Consider the following 18,243-nt stretch of genomic DNA (forward strand, 5'->3'; position numbering starts at 1 on the left):
TAAAAAATATTATGCATGCATAATACCTGATTATCAATATGTTATGCGTGCATAACATGTTACAACGCCTTAAGTTTCTGATTTGATGATATTTATCATATTTTAAACTTGTATATTATTCTAAATTCGTGAATAATTTTTATAAATTTAATATCATGAAAAATATATTTTTAGGTTTAATAATTTTTGGATTTACCATCCAAATGCATTCACAATCTATCGAATTAAAAGAAGTTGAAGTTGTTGCTAATTACAATTATGTGGAAGCGACTAACCATAACACGGAAGCATTACCCGTTCAAAAAATACAGGCAAAAGTAAAAGATTATAAGTGCGATGCTAAAGACATTGATAGAGACGGAGAAGTAGCTTATACTATTGAATTTAACACTTCAGACGGAAATGCCATAGCTGAATACAGTGTTGAAGGAAAAGTATTAAGAACAAAAGAAAAATATAAAAACGTACGATTACCTTTAGAGGTGCTTCAAGCCATTTCAAAACGTTTTCCTAATTGGGCAGTTTTAGAAGACACATATCATGTTAGTTATCAGTACGATAAAGGTGTAACTAAAAAAGTTTATAAAATTAAAATTATAAATGACGATAAAGTTTTAAACATTAAAACAAACCATACTGGCGAATTTATTTAAAGTACTTACTTTACCATAACTAAACCAAAAAACGCAACCAATATGGTTGCGTTTTCGTTTTATTTTCTATAAAATTAATTTTGTCTTATATAAGTAGCTATTACTTTAACATCATACTTAAATGTTAGCCCTTGTTCTGAAATATTTTCAGTTTGACTGATAGCTATTTTTAATGTGGTATCTGTAAGCTCTAAAATTGTTGCTGTAGTAGTTTCGTTATCATCTTCAATTGTCAATTTATTTCCAGATTTATTCCAACTCCCTGAACTTAGAAATGTAAGATTTTCAGTATTTGAAACTTCAGTTTCACCATTATACTTAGTGGTTAATTTTACACTGTACGAACCATCTGAAACCACCTCGTTTGGATTTTCAGTAAATACTAATGAATAATCGACATCATATGCTTCTCCAACAAATGTTGCTTTGATTTTTTCTCCTGAAACCGTTGTTTCTGTACTACCAGTATAGTCTACATCGACTCCTATCCAAGTACCAACCAAGTCTCCAGAGATATCCAATGAATCGTCACTGGAACAAGAACTAAGCGCTAATGCTAACGCAATAAATAAAATTGTAATTTTTTTCATGATTTGGGTTTTTATAAATTATTGCATCAAATATAATATTTTTATTACATCAATAACTAAATAAACAAAAAAAAAACGCAAGTATTATACTTGCGTTTTTTTAAATAAATTTTAGAAATTTATTATTTTAAAGTAAACTCAGAAGTAGCAACTAAATCCTTTTCATTATAAACATTAATAATATAACGTCCTTTTTGAAATTCAGTTTTACCTTTTGCAGCAACAAACTCGCAAACATCTAAGCTAGTGTTTTCGTAATTAAATTTACTTACTATGCTGTAGTTTAAAGCTTTATCTCCAAATCTTACTTGCTCGTTTAAACCTAAAGTATTACTTTTTGGGTCTATAACTTGAACATATAGCTCTTGGTCACCAGATTGAACTAATTTGTTTTTAGGCACTGTAAAACATACTCTAATTTTATCGGTTCTACTTGCTCTTTCTGTTGGAATTAATTTACCTGAAGTTCTTTCAATAACTCCAAACCCTTTCATATTTACGGCTCCTAATACGGCTGCATTTGAAACAACTTCAGCTAATGCATTGTTTTGTATTAGTAAAGAATCGGTAAATATAGTACGCTCTTCTAAACGAACACGTGTACTATCTAAAGAGGTTGCTAAATATGAATTTTGAATTTTTAATTTATCGTTTTCAGCTAATAAAACATCCATTTCTTTTTGTAATGAAACGTATTTTTGTTTGTAGCTCCATAAACTTTTTATATTAGTTTCAGAAATTTTTAATGAATCAATTAATCCTTGAATACGCGCTCTTGCTTCAATTAAATCGTTATTAGCAACTTCATTTTCGCCAATAGCTTCATCGTATTGTTTAGCCATCGCGTTTAAATCGTTCATTACTAATTGTTTTTGCTCTGTTAAGTCTTGTTGAGTTTTCGAGCTGCTTTGATACAAATTCATTGTGTAGAATGCAGTTCCTAAAAATAGAACCAATGCAATACCCAATGCTACTTTAAGTCCCATACTACTTTTGTTGTTTTCCATAATTACTTGTTTTTAATCTTTTTAAAATCTAGTGTTTTTTAATTATAATTCTTTGTTTTTTTAATGCTTTAAATAAATAATGATGTATTTTTATTTGAAATTTATTTACTTTTTTTATGGATAAACTGGTTTTATTTAACAATACCGCTTTAAATGAGTTATTAAACAAACGCCAAGGCGAATCCAAATTTGGTGAACATATTCAAATATTAACCAGCATTTCCAATATATACGACCAACTTTTAAATTTGGATGTTACACATGTAATTATTGGTTTGCCTGAAGATGTTGGCGTGTATGCAAACTTCGGAAAGACGGGTACATCAAAAGCTTGGGACGCTACTTTAAATGTGTTATTGAACATACAAAGCAATGAATTTACAAAGGCCAACAAGGTTTTAATTTTAGGGCATCTGGATTTTTCAGAAGAACAATTAAAAGTTTCAGAATTAGATAGTTCCAAAAAGAAAAGCATTTCCAAAGCCAGAAAAATAGTAAGCGAAATAGATAAACACGTTACATATATTGTTCAACAAATTGTTTCGGCAGGAAAAAAACCTATTATTATTGGTGGCGGACATAACAATGCCTACGGCAACATAAAAGGCACCAGTTTAGCCTTAAAAAAAACTATTAACGTTATAAATTTTGATGTGCATTCCGATTTTAGAGCCGAAGAAGGACGCCATAGCGGAAACGGATTTAGTTACGCTTACGCGGAAGGATTTTTAAATAATTATTTTATTTTCGGTTTACAACGAAATTTTACTCCGGACACCTTGTTTAAATCGCTGAAGAAATTCAAATTAATTAAATATAATATATTTGAAGATATAGCTGTTGGTAAAGAATTGAAGTTTAAGGAAGAGCTTGAACGTGCTTCCAACCATGTTACCAATAAAAATTTTGGTATTGAACTAGATTGCGATGCAATAGAAAATATACCTAGTAGTGCTATGACACCTAGTGGTTTTAGCGTTAATAAAGCCAGAAGTTATGTTTCTTATTTTGGTAAATATGAAAACGCACGTTATTTACATATTTGCGAAGCGGCACCTACAAAGAAAACAGAAACACAGGTTGGAAAACTTATAACTTATTTAATTACCGATTTTATTGAAGCGTATGAAAGTTAATTAAAGTAATTTGTTACTTTGATATGTTATTTTTTTAAGAGATTTTCTAATTCTATACAATATTTTAAGTCTTTAGAGCAAAGTGCACTTAATGTTTCTATCAATAATTTATTTAATTCTTCATTTTTAGAATCTATTTGACAGGCTAACTTCAATTCCGAATAAGCACCTATTAAATTATTATGACTCAATCTTCTAATTCCTGAATCGTATAAATAATTAAATGCTTTTTCATTTTCTAAACGATAGTGGGCAGTTATAGACTTTGAATGATTAGTTGAGTAAACATAAAACTGCTTAAAAAGGACACCGCATAGCATTAAAAAGGACAATACAATAACTATAGTAAGGATAGCATTCTTTCTTTTAACCTGATCTTCATCTTCATGAGGTTTTATACCAAAATCCCTTGAATACTTTTGAAGTGGTGAAAATGAAGGCAATTTATGTCTCTTGGCAAATGGCTTTCTGTTGCATTTTTTATAAATCCAACTTTGCATCCCAAAGCCCATGTATCCCATAACAAATTTTTATTTATAAGTACATGAACAAATTAAAATGTTACACTAAATAAGCTTTATTATTTATCCAAAAGTTTATGTATTATCGCATATTGCAATAAAACAATAGTTCTAGTATCGGTTATCTCACCATTATTAAGCATTGTAACAGCTTCTGTAAATGGTAATTCTAAAACTTCAATATCTTCGTGTTCACTTTCTAAACCGCCACCTTCATTTACTTTCATGGCTTCGGTATATTCTCCAATAAAAAAATGCATTTTCTCGGTCATAACTCCAGGCGACGAATAAGCTTCAAAAATTTTTTTAACTTCTTTCAACCTATACCCAACTTCTTCTTCCGTTTCTCTTATTATACAAGCTTCTGGGTTATCTTTATCTAACATGCCAGCACAAATTTCAACTAACATACCATCTTTATTATCATTTAAAAACGTAGGCATTCTAAACTGTTTTGTTAAAATGATACTGCCTTTTTCTTTATTATAAAGTAAAATACCGGCACCATCTCCTCTATCATAACATTCTCTAACCTGTGTTACCCAGTTTCCATTGCTTAATTTATAATCAAAAGTTAGCTTATTTAATGTGTAATAATGGTTGGAAAGTAGTTCCTTTTTTATGTTTTTTAATTTTTCAGATGGCATAGTGAATGTTAAATGAGTTTTTTAAAATATGTGAAGCAATTTCGGTAAAAATTATTAAATGACTACATTATTTCAATATTGTTAATAAATTCTGATAAAATTAATTATCAAACCATTGTTTCATTTTTCAGTCTTTAACCATTTAGATAAGTAATAATTACATGTTTTATTTGTGATATAAGACTTACTTTATAGATTTCAACGCCATCATTTATAATTGTTTAGTGAATAATTTACACTATATTTGAGAAGCTATTAAACAAACTTTGCACTGACTATGCTCTCAAATTTTTTAACCTGCTTTCAAATGATATTACTTTTGATAAGCCAATCTGATATTGTAACCATTTTAATTATTGTTGTTGTTTTCTTTTCCATATTATTAGTTTTAGGAGTTAGAAAATCTTATAAGCTTAAAAAAGAAAATGAACGCCTCGATAAAATAAGTGAGGAAATGGCAAGGGCTGAAGAAAAATATAAAGATTTTACCGATGGCCATATGTATGGTGGTAATTAAAAATAATAAATATGGCAACTATCCTTTTCGCGTTTATTGCAACTTATTTTATTGAATTGTTATATCGGAGAATAACATTAGGTAAGCAAATAAAAATTGAATTGAAAAAGTTTGATTCTAATAAGGATTATATAATGAAAATTGATTTTTATGGATATAAACTAGGGACTGGACATATTTATAAGAATAAAATCTAATCTATTTAAACCCAAACTCTGTTATGGAATCTATTCTAATCCTATCTATTTTTAATATAGTAATTTTACTTTTTGCTTTTAGAACCAAAAGAGGTCTTTATACTATTACTCCAGAAAAACAATGGAGTAAGAATATTAAGGAATTTGATAAAAATTTAAAATCAATTGATGATATAGATCTATCAAATTATAAGTTAGGCTCTGGTCATCTTTATGAATAAAAAACGCCCACTTTTCAGTGAGCGCGTCTATACTTTTTAACGTACTAACTTTTTATATTTAATACGTTTTGGTGTTAAATCGCCACCCAAACGTTTCTTTTTGTTTTCTTCATATTCACTAAAACTACCTTCAAAGAAATATACTTGCGAATCGCCTTCAAAAGCTAAAATATGGGTACAGATTCTATCTAAAAACCATCTATCATGCGATATAACTACGGCACAACCTGCAAAGTTTTCCAAACCTTCTTCTAAAGCACGTAATGTATTTACATCAAGATCATTAGTAGGCTCATCTAAAAGCAATACGTTACCTTCTTCTTTAAGTGTCATGGCTAAATGAAGTCGGTTACGCTCACCACCCGAAAGCAGTTTTACTTTTTTATTCTGTTCTCCACCTGAAAAGTTAAATCTACTTAAATAAGCACGAGAATTTACTTCACGTCCGCCCATTAAAACAAGTTCTTGCTCATCACTAAAATTTTGCCAAATGGTTTTTTCAGGATCAATATTAGAATGCGCTTGATCCACATAAGCTATTTTGGCAGTTTCACCAACCACAAATTCGCCTTTATCTGGTGTTTGTTCACCCATTATCATTCTAAAAATAGTGGTTTTACCCGCACCATTGGGTCCGATAACTCCAACAATTCCTGCTTGAGGTAATTTGAAATTTAAATCTTCATAAAGCAGCTTATCATCAAAGCCTTTACTTACACCAACGGCTTCAATAACATTGGTGCCTAAACGTGGGCCGTTTGGAATGTAAATTTCCAGTTTTTCATCAAGCTGTTTTTGGTCTTGACTCAATAATTTATCGTAATTCTGTAAACGTGCTTTTTGCTTAGTTTGGCGTCCTTTTGCTCCTTGACGCACCCATTCCAACTCACGTTCTAATGTTTTTTGACGTTTAGATGCCGTTTTGCTTTCCTGTGCTAAACGCTTCGATTTTTGATCTAACCACGATGAATAATTTCCTTTCCAAGGAATGCCTTCACCTCTATCCAATTCTAAAATCCAACCAGCAACATTATCTAGAAAGTACCTATCATGGGTTACGGCAATCACCGTTCCTTTATATTGCGCTAAATGATGTTCTAACCAATGTACCGATTCTGCATCCAAGTGGTTGGTAGGCTCATCTAATAATAACACATCTGGCTCTTGTAAAAGCAAACGGCATAAAGCAACACGTCTGCGTTCACCACCAGAAAGCACGCTAATTTTTTTATCACCATCGGGTGTTCTAAGGGCATCCATGGCAATTTCTAACTTGGTGTCTAATTCCCAAGCATTAGAAGCATCAATTTTATCTTGAAGCTCTGCTTGTCTAGCCATCAATTTATCCATTTTGTCTGGGTTCGAATACACTTCTTCCAAACCAAACATATCGTTTATTTTATTGTATTCATCTAGAATAGCAACGGTTTCCGCAGCACCTTCTTTTACAATTTCCAAAACGGTTTTGTTCTCATCAAGCTGTGGCTCTTGCTCTAAATAACCAACCGAATAATCTTGTAAAAACGTAACGTCACCTTGATAATTCTTTTCAACACCTGCAATTATTTTAAGTAAGGTCGATTTACCAGAACCATTTAAACCTAAAATACCAATTTTAGCTCCGTAAAAGAAACTCAAATAAATATTTTTTAAAACTGGGGTATTTGCCCCTTGAAATGTCTTGGTTAAACCAGACATCGAGAAGATTACTTTCTTATCGTCACTCATTGTTGATTGTTTTTTTGTTGTTAAGCTGTTTAATGTTAAGTTATTTATAGACTAAATAACCCAAAACTTTCGACTAAACTTTTATTATACACGTCCTTTTAGTGCATTAAAAACCCATGCAATGGCAAAAAAACCAATACCAACAGATGCAAAACCCCAACCAGCCACATCATTGTACCTAAAAGCACCCAGACCAATTAAAATTAAACCTACTACAATCATAATCCAAGTAGCCCAAGCCAATACTGTATTTTTATTCATTGCCATAATTAAGTTGTTTAGTTTTTTGGGCGCAACCTAAAAAAAGGTCGGGTTTGGAGTTTATCCAGAGCGGAGCCGAAGGCTATATCATTTTAATGCGTTTTTAATTTTATAACACCACAAGAGGTGTCTCGAACACATAAAAAAGAATGCCGCTGCAATCCCTTGCGCAAATTAACAGCACAAATATCGTATTTTTAAACAAAAAAGCATTCTTTTAAAAGTTTAATTTTAATTGAATGAAAACTAATTTTTATAGTTAAAATATGCAGACGCTACACTTAATCTGATAATAAATTCATTTAGTCTGCATTTATTTTGTAAAAATTTAAATTCGTGTTTGTAAATTATATAAATTTACTGCTTTTAATTAAGTACCGATTACAAAAACATATTTTCAGTTAAGTAAGTAATGAACGAACTCAACGACTGTTAAATTTCAAAACAATTTTATTTTTATCAAACAATATGAAAATATTAGCCCCTTATTTTCTGTTTTTTTGTCTTGCTATACAAGCACAAGTAAACAAAGAAACCGTTGCTCCAAAAGGAGATTTAAGAGGTATTTTCATACCTTCCATTTCTAGTTTGTCTTGGCCAACAAACAAAAAAGCAACACCTGCCGTACAACAAGCAGAACTCATTGCAATTTTAGATGATTTAAAAGCAAACGGTTACAACACGGTTTTTTTACAGATACGTCCAGAAAGTGATGCTTTATATGCCTCATCAATAGACCCTTGGTCTTATTGGCTTACAGGAACGCAAGGAAAAGCACCATCCCCATTTTGGGATCCCTTGGAATTTGCAGTAACCGAAGCCCATGCACGTGGGCTCGATTTACACGCTTGGTTAAACCCGTACCGAGTTAAACAAACGCCAACCATGGAATTAGCCCCAAATAACGTGGCAAATTTACATCCAAATTGGACGTTTCAAGCTAAAATTAATAACACGGACAAAGCTTTATTATTAAAAATGCTAAATCCTGGACTTCCTGAAGTAAGAGATTATATAGTAGATGTAGTTAAAGACATTGCAAATAGATATGACGTAGATGGTATTCATTTTGATGACTATTTCTATCCTTATGCTGGTATGGAAACTCTGCCTCAAGATGCAAAAACGTTTAAAGAGCATAATCCCGCCAATATTAAAACCATTGAAGATTGGCGCAGAAATAATGTAAACCTTATGATTGGAATGGTTTACGATGCCTTACAAACCATTAATACTACTAAAAATAAAAACATTGTATTTGGTGTAAGTCCGTTTGGTATATGGAAATCGGACACACCATCTGGGATTAAAGGCACCTCCTCGTTCAGTGCATTATATTGTGATCCACTTGCTTGGTTAAATTCAAATAAAATAGATTACCTAGCACCTCAATTATATTGGGAAATAGAGAAAAAACAAGATTATATTGCACTTTCAAAATGGTGGAACGATCAAGCAAAACTTTATTGCAAACAATTGTATGTTAGTCAAGCATTTTATAAAATTGAGCATAAAAATCCTTGGGAAATTTCAGAAATTCAAAACCAAATAAATCAAAATAGACAGCCTTACATGGATGCTACTTTTGGGCAAATAGCATATAGTTATACTGCTATAAAAAATAATTTAAAAGGAATAAATAGCGTTTTAAATAACTCGCATTTTAAATACAAATCTTTTGCGCCGCCCGTTTTAGGATTAGGCAAAGATGATATTAGCCCAATGAAACCCGCCAATATTAGATTTGAACCTTTAAAGATTTTATGGGATATTCCTGAAGCAGCTCCAGATGGAGATTTACCTGTAAAATATGTTGTTTATGCTTTTGATAATGCAGATGAAGCAATTTCCAAGATGAATGATGGATCAAAAATACTAGATATTGTCGCTGGAAATGAATTGGTATTAACCGAAGAACAATTAGCTGCTAAAGTTTTTGTTGTTACATCATTAGATAAAAACAATAACGAAGCAGGCGATTTTACAGCTACTAATTCATTTAGCATTGTAACCAAGAAAGTGAATGAACTAGTAACGAATCCCGTTCAAGGAGTTGATTTTATAAATTAGAAGCTCACTTTTGAAAAACTTATTTTCGATAGATTTTAATTGAAGAAACTTAACAAAAAAAACGGACAAATCTTTAAAAAGATAAGTCCGTTGAAATTCTATTAATTTTAAAATTTAGAAATAGCTTTTTACCTAAAACTCCATGGGGACTTCAATAAAAAGTAAGGCAGAATCTTCTGAAGCTTTAATGCTAAAAACATCTGTACTAGAAACCCCAAGAGCATCACGAGTTTCTAAAACATGAGCATCAATTGATACTTTACCGTGAATATTCATTATATAAACACCATGATTTTCAGTTTTAAGTTTATATTCAAAATCATGATTTTTATCTAAATCAATTCTTGAAATGATAGCATCTTGATGAATTTTCAAACTACCTTCGTGTATTTCATCTATAGAAGTTACAAGAGTTTGAAGCTTATTTTTTCTTTCATTTCCATTAAATTTCTTTTGGTCGTATCGAGGTTCAACATTCTGTTTATCAGGAAATATCCAAATTTGAAATAAACTTAAATGGTCATTAACAGAACCATTGATTTCAGAATGCTGCACACCTTTTCCAGCACTCATAATTTGAACTTCGTTTGGTAACACTGGAATCCATTCATCACCCATATTGTCTTTGTGTTTTAAAACACCTTTTAAAGGAATGGTAATAATTTCCATATTATCATGCGGATGTGTTCCAAAACCCATTTTTGGCGCAATAATATCGTCATTTAAAACACGTAAGGCTCCAAAATGCACTTTTTCTGGGTTGTTATAACTAGCAAAACTAAATGAATGGTTTGCCTGTAACCAACCGTGGTTTGCAAAACCGCGTTCGGTAGCTTTATGTAGTATCGTTTTCATTTTTAATATATTTTTTCATTTCCGAGAAAGCGAAAATCATTTTGTTTTTTTCAATAGATTCCTGATTTCGCAGGAATTAACGCATTTTATCAAGTAAATTACTTAATTGTTCTGCTTCTGCTTCATTTAAATTTTTTAACAAATCGTTATTCAAACTATCTGGAATGGCATCTAAAAGGGCTTTCCCTTCTTTGGTTATTGCTATTTTAACCACACGCCTATCGAACTCACTGGGCAAACGATCAATATAATTTTTAGCACAAAGCTTATCCATTAACCTTGTTGCATTTGGTGCGCGCTCTATCATTCTATCTTTTATATCTTGTACATTTATTGACTGGCCAGCTCCTTTTAATATTCTTAAAATATTATATTGTTGAGGTGAAATACCGTAAATCTTAAAAAATTCATTTTGATAGCTAGAAATCCAATTGGCTGTATATAAAATATTCAACAATGCTTTAATTTTGTTATTTGGAAATGTTGAATTGATATCTTTACTAATGTCTCCCATTTTCTAAATTATTTAAGATAAAACATCACTGTATTCTTCATGCTTTTTATCAAAAATTGCTTTTGCAAATGAACATGTTGGATTCACTTTTAAATTATTATCACGCATATATTGAACGGATGCTTCTATTAATTTATATCCAACACCTTTACCTTTCAGGGTTTCGCTAACTTCAGTATGATCAATAATAATCTTATTTGGTTTTTCATGTAAATAGGTCATTTCAGCTACCCTTTCACCTTCTTTTTCAATGTAAAAAACGCCTTTTGCTTCGTTATCTGTGTGCTTTATTTCCATAATTTATAAGCTTTTCTCAAATTGTTTAACAGCATTTTTTAATTGTTCATCTAAATCATCATTTGTGATTTTTCCTTCCGAAAAGTTATCCCCGAAAAATGGCAATGAAAAAACCTCAATGATGCTAGCGTCGTGAAATGGGAATCTACTTTTAGCGATTTCTAAAACTGATGCTCCACCTCTACCCCCTGGCGATGTCGCCATTAGCAACATAGGCTTGTCAAAAAACATTTTTCCTTCTATCCGGGTCATCCAATCAAATAGATTTTTAAAAGCGGTAGAATAAGCGCCATTATGCTCTGCCAATGAAAGCAAAATCCCATCACTATCTTTTATTATCTGTAAAAATTTATGTGCGTTTTTAGGAATACCTTGCTCCTTTTCCAAATCAATACCATAAATAGGCAATTCAAAATCGTTTAAATCTAATATGGTTGCTTTTACATTTTCAACTAAACTAGAAGCATAAGTAACTAATTGTTTATTGATAGATTCTTTACTATTACTGCCTGCAAAGGCTATTATATGTTTCATATTTATATATTTTATTAACGCAAAAGTATAAAAAATATATTTAGTTTCCAAGGAAACTATTTCCATGTAATATTATTTAATAAAACATTAACAATAAAATAATAGTATCATTGAAACTTTTGTATTTTAGCTTCAAACAAAATAGCAATGGATTTAAACTTCAACAAAAACGAAGATTACAACAAACTTTTAGTATCACAACTAAATAATCGTCTTGCTAAAGTGCATTTAGGAGGTGGGAAAAAGAGTATTGAAAAACAACATGCCAAAGGTAAAATGACGGCACATGAGCGTGTTAATTATTTGTTGGACCCAAATTCAAAATCTATTGAAATAGCTGCTTTTGCAGGAGAAGACATGTACGAATCGCATGGTGGTTGTCCGTCTGCTGGTGTTGTTGTAAAAATTGGATATATAAAAGGAAAACAATGTGTTGTTGTTGCTAATGATGCTACGGTAAAAGCTGGAGCTTGGTTTCCTATTACTGCCAAAAAGAATTTAAGAGCTCAAGAAATTGCTATTGAAAACCGTTTACCAATTATTTATTTGGTAGATAGTGCCGGCGTGTATTTACCATTGCAGGATGAAATTTTCCCTGACAAAGAACATTTTGGACGTATTTTTAGAAATAACGCCGTAATGAGCAGCATGGGCATTACCCAAATTGCGGCTGTAATGGGTAGTTGTGTTGCTGGTGGTGCTTATTTACCAATTATGAGTGATGAAGCCCTTATTGTAGATAAAACGGGCAGTATATTTTTAGCTGGAAGTTACTTAGTGAAAGCTGCCATTGGCGAAACTATTGATAATGAAACTTTAGGAGGTGCCACTACGCATTGTGAAATTTCTGGAGTAACCGATTATAAGGCGAAAGATGACAAAGATGCTTTAGATACTATTAAAAATATTATTGATAAAATTGGCGATTACGACAAAGCTGGTTACAATAGAATTGACGCTGCAAAACCCAAAGAAAACCCTGAAGATATTTACGGTATTTTACCAAAATCGAGAGCAGATCAATACGATATGCACGACATTATTAAGCGTTTGGTTGATAATTCGGAATTTGATGAATATAAAGTTGGCTACGGGAAAACCATTATAACCTGTTATGCCAGAATTGATGGTTGGGCAGTTGGTATTGTTGCTAACCAACGTAAATTGGTTAAAAATGCCAAAGGTGAAATGCAATTTGGAGGTGTTATTTATAATGATAGTGCCGATAAAGCCACCCGTTTTATAGCAAATTGTAATCAGAAAAAAATTCCGCTCGTATTTTTACAAGATGTTACAGGTTTTATGGTTGGTAGTAAAAGTGAGCATGGTGGCATTATTAAAGATGGCGCTAAAATGGTGAATGCCGTTAGTAATTCGGTGGTTCCCAAATTCACAATTATTATTGGAAATAGCTATGGCGCAGGTAATTACGCTATGTGCGGAAAGGCTTACGACCCAAGATTAATTGTTTCATGGCCCAGTGCCGAACTTGCTGTAATGAGCGGAAATTCAGCAGCAAAAGTTTTACTTCAAATTGAAAAAGCATCATTAGAAAAGAAAGGTGAAAAAATAACCAAAGAAAAAGAAGAAGCACTTTACAACAAAATTAAAGACCGATACGACAATCAAGTATCTCCATATTACGCTGCCTCACGTATTTGGACCGATGCTATTATAGATCCTTTAGACACCAGAAAATGGATAAGCATGGGAATTGAAGCTGCAAACCATGCGCCTATTGAAAAACCATTTAATTTGGGAGTTATACAAGTTTAAAATAAAACTTTCTAAAAAGTGAATCATGCTTTCGTTGTAAGAAGTGCCGTTGAAAACTTTAAAAGGGAATACTTCGTTACAGTAAATTCGAAGCAGATTAAATTCAGTATGATTCAAAAACATTCATTTTACAAAACATTAATTATACCTTTAGATTAATACATACTTTTTATGCACACTCTAGAAAATAACCAACTTAAAATAGCTGTAAATACCATTGGCGCCGAGTTATGCAATATAACCTCTGTAAAAAATAGCACCGAATATATGTGGAATGCCGACCCAAATGTTTGGGCAAGTTTTGCTCCTAACCTATTCCCTATCATTGGTGCTTTAAAAAACGATACCTATATTTTTGAAGGTAAAGCGTACAACTTACCAAAACATGGTATGGTTAGAAATAACAATACTGTGGTGTTACACGAAAAAACCGCAAATAGTTTAACTTTCAAGTTGAGTTATAATGAAGATACTTTAAAAATATATCCGTTTAAGTTTGAATTTTTCATCACCTATAAGCTTACTAATAGCACTATTGAAGTAATTCACACCGTTAAAAATTTAGATGAAAAATCACTATACTTTTCAGTTGGTGGGCATCCCGCTTTTAAATGTCCTGTGTTTGAAAATGAAGCGTATGAAGATTATGCTTTAGTTTTTGAACGTACCGAAACCTCCAAAACACACCTCATAAATATGGCAAACGGACTTATTTCAGCCAAAACCAAACTCGTTTTTAACAACACAAATATATTGCCATTAACACACGAATTATTTAATGATGACGCCCTTATTTTTAAAGACTTACAGTCTAAAAAAGTGACTTTAAATAGTAAAACACACGGAGATATTTTAACGGTAAGGTATCATGATTTTGATTATTTAGGCATTTGGGCAAAACCAACGGGCGATTATGTGTGTATCGAACCATGGTTAGGTATTGCTGATAATGATGACACGAACCAAGACTTCTGCACCAAAGAAGGAATTATAAAATTACCTACGAGCGAAACCTTTAAAGCAAGCTATAGTATTGAAATACATTAAATACTATGTTTTACACAGTAATTCTAATACATCTGCCAAGACATATAACCGTTTCGCTTGAATAAAATAATAAGTGTAACTTTGCCAACTTAAACAACTGCTGTGACTTTCGAAGATTTAAATTTAAATACGCCTTTATACAACGCCTTAAACGATTTAGGTTTCACCACCCCAACACCCATACAAGCCGAAGCTTTTAATGTGGTTAATTCGGGTGCAGATATTGTAGGTATTGCACAAACAGGTACAGGTAAAACCTTTGCCTACATGTTGCCTATTTTAAAAAATTTGAAGTTTTCTACGCAAGAAATGCCGCGTGTTCTGGTGTTAGTACCTACCCGCGAACTGGTGGTACAAGTGGTTGATGAAATTGAAAAACTAGCAAAATACATGAATACGCGTGTGTTGGGTGTATATGGTGGCACCAATATTAATACACAAAAACAAGCCATTGCTGAAGGTGTTGACATTTTAGTTTCTACCCCAGGGCGTTTGTACGATTTGGCTTTAAGCCGCGTGTTACAATTAAAATCCATACAAAAATTGGTGATTGATGAAGTGGATGTGATGCTCGATTTAGGGTTTAGACACCAACTCATTAATATTTTCGATTTACTACCCGAAAAACGCCAAAACATCATGTTTTCGGCAACTATGACGGAAGATGTAGACGGTTTAATTAACGACTTCTTTAAAGCACCAGAACGTGTTTCTATTGCGGTTTCTGGTACGCCACTTGAAAATATTACTCAAACACGCTACAACGTGCCTAATTTTTATACCAAAACCAATTTGTTAAAACATCTGTTGAACGATGTGGAGACTTTTAATAAAGTATTGGTATTTGTATCCAACAAAAAAATGGCCGACCGTTTATTTGATACTTTAGATGCTGTATATCACGATGAATTATGCGTGATTCACTCCAATAAAACCCAAAATTACCGTTTGCGCAGTATCGAGCAATTTAGAAATGGTGACAAGCGTATATTGGTAGCTACCGATGTTATGGCACGTGGGTTGGATATTGACAACATTTCGCATGTTATAAATTTTGATACACCCAATTACCCCGAAAACTATATGCATCGCATTGGTAGAACCGGTAGAGCAGAACGTATGGGTGATGCTATTTTATTTTCTACGGAAAAAGAACAGGAATCGGTTGAAAGTATTGAGAAATTAATGCAGGTGCAGGTAACACTATTGGATATTCCTGAAGCTGTTGAAATATCCACCGAACTTATTGAAGAAGAACGTCCACAAATAAAAGAACGCAACAACCCTGTAAAGCGCGACGAAAACATTGGTGCTGCATTTCATGAGAAATCTGAAAAAAACTCACAAGAAAACAAAGGAGGCTCGTATAAGTTTAAAATAGCTGCCAAATATAAAAAGCCAAAAACCAGAGGCGACAAGAATTATAATAAACGGAATAAGCGGAAGTAAGGCTTTTGATGTTTATGTATATCTTGGAAAGTTGCATGTTTGTGTGCGAGGATTTTCCGAAGGAAAATCCGATGCTAAGATATACTAGCAATTTTTATAATATGTATTGTTTATAATTGTTTTTTTAGAATCCATGTACTACAAATCTCTCTTTATATATTCCTTTTTCAATTTTCCACATTACTAAATAACCCCCTGCTCCGTCACTATTCATTGTTTGGATATAAAACGTACCAGTAACGTTATCATAATTTACTTCTGCGGTGTATATATTAGGTTCGTAAAGTCCATCTAAAGCAAATTTTGGTAGCGTTATGTATTTGTGACCTATTTTTATACTAATTTTTTCAAACTGTGTTTTAGGCATTCCGCCATCCAATCCCCAATATCGTTTATTATCTATTAATTCAATTTGGGTGGTATAATCTTTAACGTATTTAAAGACATGCTTTTTCTTATCAAATTTACTTTGCGAAATTATTACTTCAATAGTATCATTTTTTAATGTTATTAAATTTTCCGATTTCTCGGATATTGTTAAAGCTGGAAAACTGGAAATTAACTTATATATGTTACTATAAACATATCCGTTAAGTTCTTTTCCTTTGTTTTCGTAGTCTATATTTGTCCAATCTCCTTTGTTTTCAAAACAGTAAATTAAGTGCCCATTTTGTAACTTGTCTATAACCTTACTATTTTGTACTCCATCCTCTCTGACGTTTACAACATTATCTTTATCATTCACAATAGCAAATTGTCCGAATGAATTAGAAAAATAAAGTAAAAGTATTAATGTGAAAACCTGTTTCATAATGTGGTATCTGGTTAAATTATTGCCAATATTTATGCACGCAACTACCTTTGTTTTAGTACTAAATCGTCATTATTTTTATACAATACTAGCACCCATAATTATTTATTCAGTTCTATTAATTTCCATTCTCCATTCGGTTCTTTTGTTAGATAAACACCAACATTCATGTCCTTTTTATTTCCAAGAACTTTTATTTCTAGCTGTGCCTGACCGTTTCCGTTTGAAATACTAACATTTCCTATTGGCATCATTCCGTAACCTATTATTCCACCAGTTTCCGATATTATTTCTTCATTTTGTTCAATTTCAGAAACTGCTACTTTATAAGCGTCTGAATTTTTCATTGCAGAACCAGCAAACAAGAATGTAAAAGTAAAAAAGGCAATTCCTATTCCAACTAATGCTAAAATTCTCGGAAGACTTTTTGCTTTGGTTGGATTCTTAACTACAATTGCTTTTGCAATTTTATCTCCAAGTCTTTTTTTCTCTTGATTTGAAGCAAGCACTATAAACTCTACTGGCCAAATTATTAAAAATAGATTCCGTGTGAACAGTTTTCCTAAAGCAGGTACTTCATTAGGATTATTTTCATTACGAACCATAATTCCCATAATCCATTTTCCAGGACTTATTCCTCTTATAGAATCTTTTGCAAAGTATACAAGAAAGCCAATAAGCATTGTTGGCAGCATTTTGGATATTAAATTACTTAAATTGTTTTCGTCCCTAAAATCAGTTCCTAGTGATAAGAATACAGTTCCTACTATGAGAAATGTAAATACAAAATGGTCAATTATAAATGCCGCTATTCTTCTTTTTCTACTTGATAGAGTATATTCTTTTACTAAATTTTCGCTCATTATTTTACGGTTGGTTTATATTGTTGACTCCTTTTATTATTGATTTTCAGATAATTTCTTTAATATATTAATAGCCTTGTCTGAATCTTTTTTATCAACGAAAATATGGTCGTGATAATATCCAGCAACTACGTTACAGCTAATATCATTCTTTGCTAATTCTGTTGAAAATATAGCTGTTAAACCTACGGCATCGAGCGATGAGTGAACCATAAGCGTAATCCAAGAAGCTATATATTCATAGTTCAAGTTTAGTTCGTCTGCTTTTTTTTTCTCGATGACAATTGTTATTCCTTCCCTTTCTTTGAATTCGCAAATGGTATCGCTTCGGTTAATCTTACTCACATCTTTCACAGTGGAAAATATATATTCTCCATCGTTTAGCTTGGGAGTCATTCCTTTTAATAATTCAGAGATATTTGTTTCTCCAGCCATTATGTTTAGGTTTTTGTGTATAATACGGTTTTGTGTGCTAAGATTTTATAAAGTTAAATATGTAACTGGCTTACGTATATAACAACTTTTATTTCGCATAGCCAGCACCTAAGC

Annotated in this window: 21 protein-coding genes; 8 read left to right on the plus strand and 13 right to left on the minus strand. The window is 32.0% G+C overall.

The genetic code is table 11. The features are described from left to right. Positions 1-155 precede the first annotated feature (155 nt). Positions 156-653 carry a nicotinate-nucleotide adenylyltransferase gene (locus tag EV196_RS04125; RefSeq protein ID WP_132215220.1) on the plus strand — a complete coding sequence of 166 codons (498 nt, stop codon included), beginning with the start codon at positions 156-158 and terminating at the stop codon, positions 651-653. A 74-nt stretch (positions 654-727) separates the two neighbouring features. Here EV196_RS04125 and EV196_RS04130 read toward each other — a convergent pair whose 3' ends face one another. Both EV196_RS04130 and EV196_RS04135 read right to left on the minus strand, forming a co-directional pair. After that, positions 728-1,243: a lipocalin family protein gene (locus EV196_RS04130; RefSeq protein WP_132215222.1), complete on the minus strand. Its 516-nt coding sequence runs from the start codon at positions 1,241-1,243 to the stop codon at positions 728-730. Positions 1,244-1,365: 122 nt separating this feature from the next. Further along, complete coding sequence (locus EV196_RS04135; RefSeq protein WP_132215224.1) at positions 1,366-2,250, minus strand: chromosome partitioning protein ParA; 885 nt, start codon at positions 2,248-2,250, stop codon at positions 1,366-1,368. A 116-nt stretch (positions 2,251-2,366) separates the two neighbouring features. On the opposite strand from EV196_RS04135, the gene EV196_RS04140 reads away from it, so the two are divergent. Continuing rightward, on the plus strand, positions 2,367-3,386 hold the full coding sequence (locus EV196_RS04140) for a formimidoylglutamase (protein ID WP_132215226.1): 1,020 nt from the start codon (positions 2,367-2,369) through the stop codon (positions 3,384-3,386). A 26-nt stretch (positions 3,387-3,412) separates the two neighbouring features. Here EV196_RS04140 and EV196_RS04145 read toward each other — a convergent pair whose 3' ends face one another. Further along, positions 3,413-3,907, minus strand: a complete 495-nt coding sequence (locus EV196_RS04145; RefSeq protein ID WP_132215228.1) for a hypothetical protein — start codon at positions 3,905-3,907, stop codon at positions 3,413-3,415. 59 nt (positions 3,908-3,966) lie between these two features. Further along, on the minus strand, positions 3,967-4,554 hold the full coding sequence (locus tag EV196_RS04150) for an NUDIX domain-containing protein (protein ID WP_132215230.1): 588 nt from the start codon (positions 4,552-4,554) through the stop codon (positions 3,967-3,969). A gap of 307 nt (positions 4,555-4,861) precedes the next feature. On the opposite strand from EV196_RS04150, the gene EV196_RS04155 reads away from it, so the two are divergent. Together EV196_RS04155 and EV196_RS04160 are read left to right on the plus strand one after the other, a co-directional pair. After that, on the plus strand, positions 4,862-5,071 hold the full coding sequence (locus EV196_RS04155; RefSeq protein ID WP_243652176.1) for a hypothetical protein: 210 nt from the start codon (positions 4,862-4,864) through the stop codon (positions 5,069-5,071). A gap of 220 nt (positions 5,072-5,291) precedes the next feature. Next, positions 5,292-5,489, plus strand: a complete 198-nt coding sequence (locus tag EV196_RS04160; RefSeq protein WP_132215234.1) for a hypothetical protein — start codon at positions 5,292-5,294, stop codon at positions 5,487-5,489. A gap of 36 nt (positions 5,490-5,525) precedes the next feature. Here EV196_RS04160 and ettA read toward each other — a convergent pair whose 3' ends face one another. Beyond that, positions 5,526-7,217, minus strand: a complete 1,692-nt coding sequence (gene ettA / locus EV196_RS04165; RefSeq protein ID WP_132215236.1) for an energy-dependent translational throttle protein EttA — start codon at positions 7,215-7,217, stop codon at positions 5,526-5,528. Between the two features lie 84 nt (positions 7,218-7,301). Then, positions 7,302-7,484, minus strand: coding sequence for a CAL67264 family membrane protein (locus EV196_RS04170; RefSeq protein ID WP_132215238.1), 183 nt, complete (start codon positions 7,482-7,484; stop codon positions 7,302-7,304). Positions 7,485-7,946: 462 nt separating this feature from the next. On the opposite strand from EV196_RS04170, the gene EV196_RS04175 reads away from it, so the two are divergent. Next, positions 7,947-9,548: a glycoside hydrolase family 10 protein gene (locus EV196_RS04175; RefSeq protein ID WP_132215240.1), complete on the plus strand. Its 1,602-nt coding sequence runs from the start codon at positions 7,947-7,949 to the stop codon at positions 9,546-9,548. 132 nt (positions 9,549-9,680) lie between these two features. Here EV196_RS04175 and EV196_RS04180 read toward each other — a convergent pair whose 3' ends face one another. The 4 genes from EV196_RS04180 to EV196_RS04195 form a co-directional block, all read right to left on the minus strand. Beyond that, positions 9,681-10,403, minus strand: a complete 723-nt coding sequence (locus tag EV196_RS04180) for a pirin family protein (RefSeq protein WP_132215242.1) — start codon at positions 10,401-10,403, stop codon at positions 9,681-9,683. A 76-nt stretch (positions 10,404-10,479) separates the two neighbouring features. Then, positions 10,480-10,917: a MarR family winged helix-turn-helix transcriptional regulator gene (locus tag EV196_RS04185; RefSeq protein WP_132215244.1), complete on the minus strand. Its 438-nt coding sequence runs from the start codon at positions 10,915-10,917 to the stop codon at positions 10,480-10,482. A gap of 12 nt (positions 10,918-10,929) precedes the next feature. Continuing rightward, entirely contained in the window at positions 10,930-11,214 is a 285-nt protein-coding gene (locus tag EV196_RS04190; protein ID WP_132215246.1) for a GNAT family N-acetyltransferase, read from the minus strand. Between the two features lie 3 nt (positions 11,215-11,217). Further along, positions 11,218-11,748 (minus strand): NADPH-dependent FMN reductase, encoded by a 531-nt coding sequence (locus tag EV196_RS04195; protein ID WP_132215248.1) that lies wholly within the window; start codon positions 11,746-11,748, stop codon positions 11,218-11,220. A gap of 147 nt (positions 11,749-11,895) precedes the next feature. Between EV196_RS04195 and EV196_RS04200 the strand changes: the two genes are divergently transcribed. The 3 genes from EV196_RS04200 (at position 11,896) to EV196_RS04210 (ending at position 16,020) form a co-directional block, all read left to right on the plus strand. Further along, positions 11,896-13,524 (plus strand): acyl-CoA carboxylase subunit beta, encoded by a 1,629-nt coding sequence (locus EV196_RS04200; RefSeq protein WP_132215250.1) that lies wholly within the window; start codon positions 11,896-11,898, stop codon positions 13,522-13,524. A gap of 171 nt (positions 13,525-13,695) precedes the next feature. Continuing rightward, entirely contained in the window at positions 13,696-14,571 is an 876-nt protein-coding gene (locus tag EV196_RS04205; protein ID WP_132215252.1) for an aldose 1-epimerase family protein, read from the plus strand. 102 nt (positions 14,572-14,673) lie between these two features. Then, positions 14,674-16,020 (plus strand): DEAD/DEAH box helicase, encoded by a 1,347-nt coding sequence (locus tag EV196_RS04210; protein WP_132215254.1) that lies wholly within the window; start codon positions 14,674-14,676, stop codon positions 16,018-16,020. A gap of 124 nt (positions 16,021-16,144) precedes the next feature. Here the strand turns inward: EV196_RS04210 and EV196_RS04215 are convergent, their stop codons facing one another. The 3 genes from EV196_RS04215 to EV196_RS04225 all read right to left on the minus strand — a co-directional run bounded on the left by EV196_RS04215 (position 16,145) and on the right by EV196_RS04225 (position 18,129). Next, the gene (locus tag EV196_RS04215; RefSeq protein WP_132215256.1) at positions 16,145-16,831 is read right to left on the minus strand and encodes an SH3 domain-containing protein; all 687 of its coding nucleotides are present in this window, start codon (positions 16,829-16,831) and stop codon (positions 16,145-16,147) included. 101 nt (positions 16,832-16,932) lie between these two features. Then, positions 16,933-17,694 carry an RDD family protein gene (locus EV196_RS04220; protein WP_132215259.1) on the minus strand — a complete coding sequence of 254 codons (762 nt, stop codon included), beginning with the start codon at positions 17,692-17,694 and terminating at the stop codon, positions 16,933-16,935. Between the two features lie 36 nt (positions 17,695-17,730). Continuing rightward, a complete protein-coding gene (locus EV196_RS04225) occupies positions 17,731-18,129 on the minus strand; it encodes an ACT domain-containing protein (protein WP_132215261.1) in 399 nt (132 codons plus the stop codon). Positions 18,130-18,243 lie beyond the last annotated feature (114 nt).

Origin of the sequence: Mariniflexile fucanivorans, from assembly GCF_004341235.1 — a bacterium.
Classification (GTDB): domain Bacteria; phylum Bacteroidota; class Bacteroidia; order Flavobacteriales; family Flavobacteriaceae; genus Mariniflexile; species Mariniflexile fucanivorans.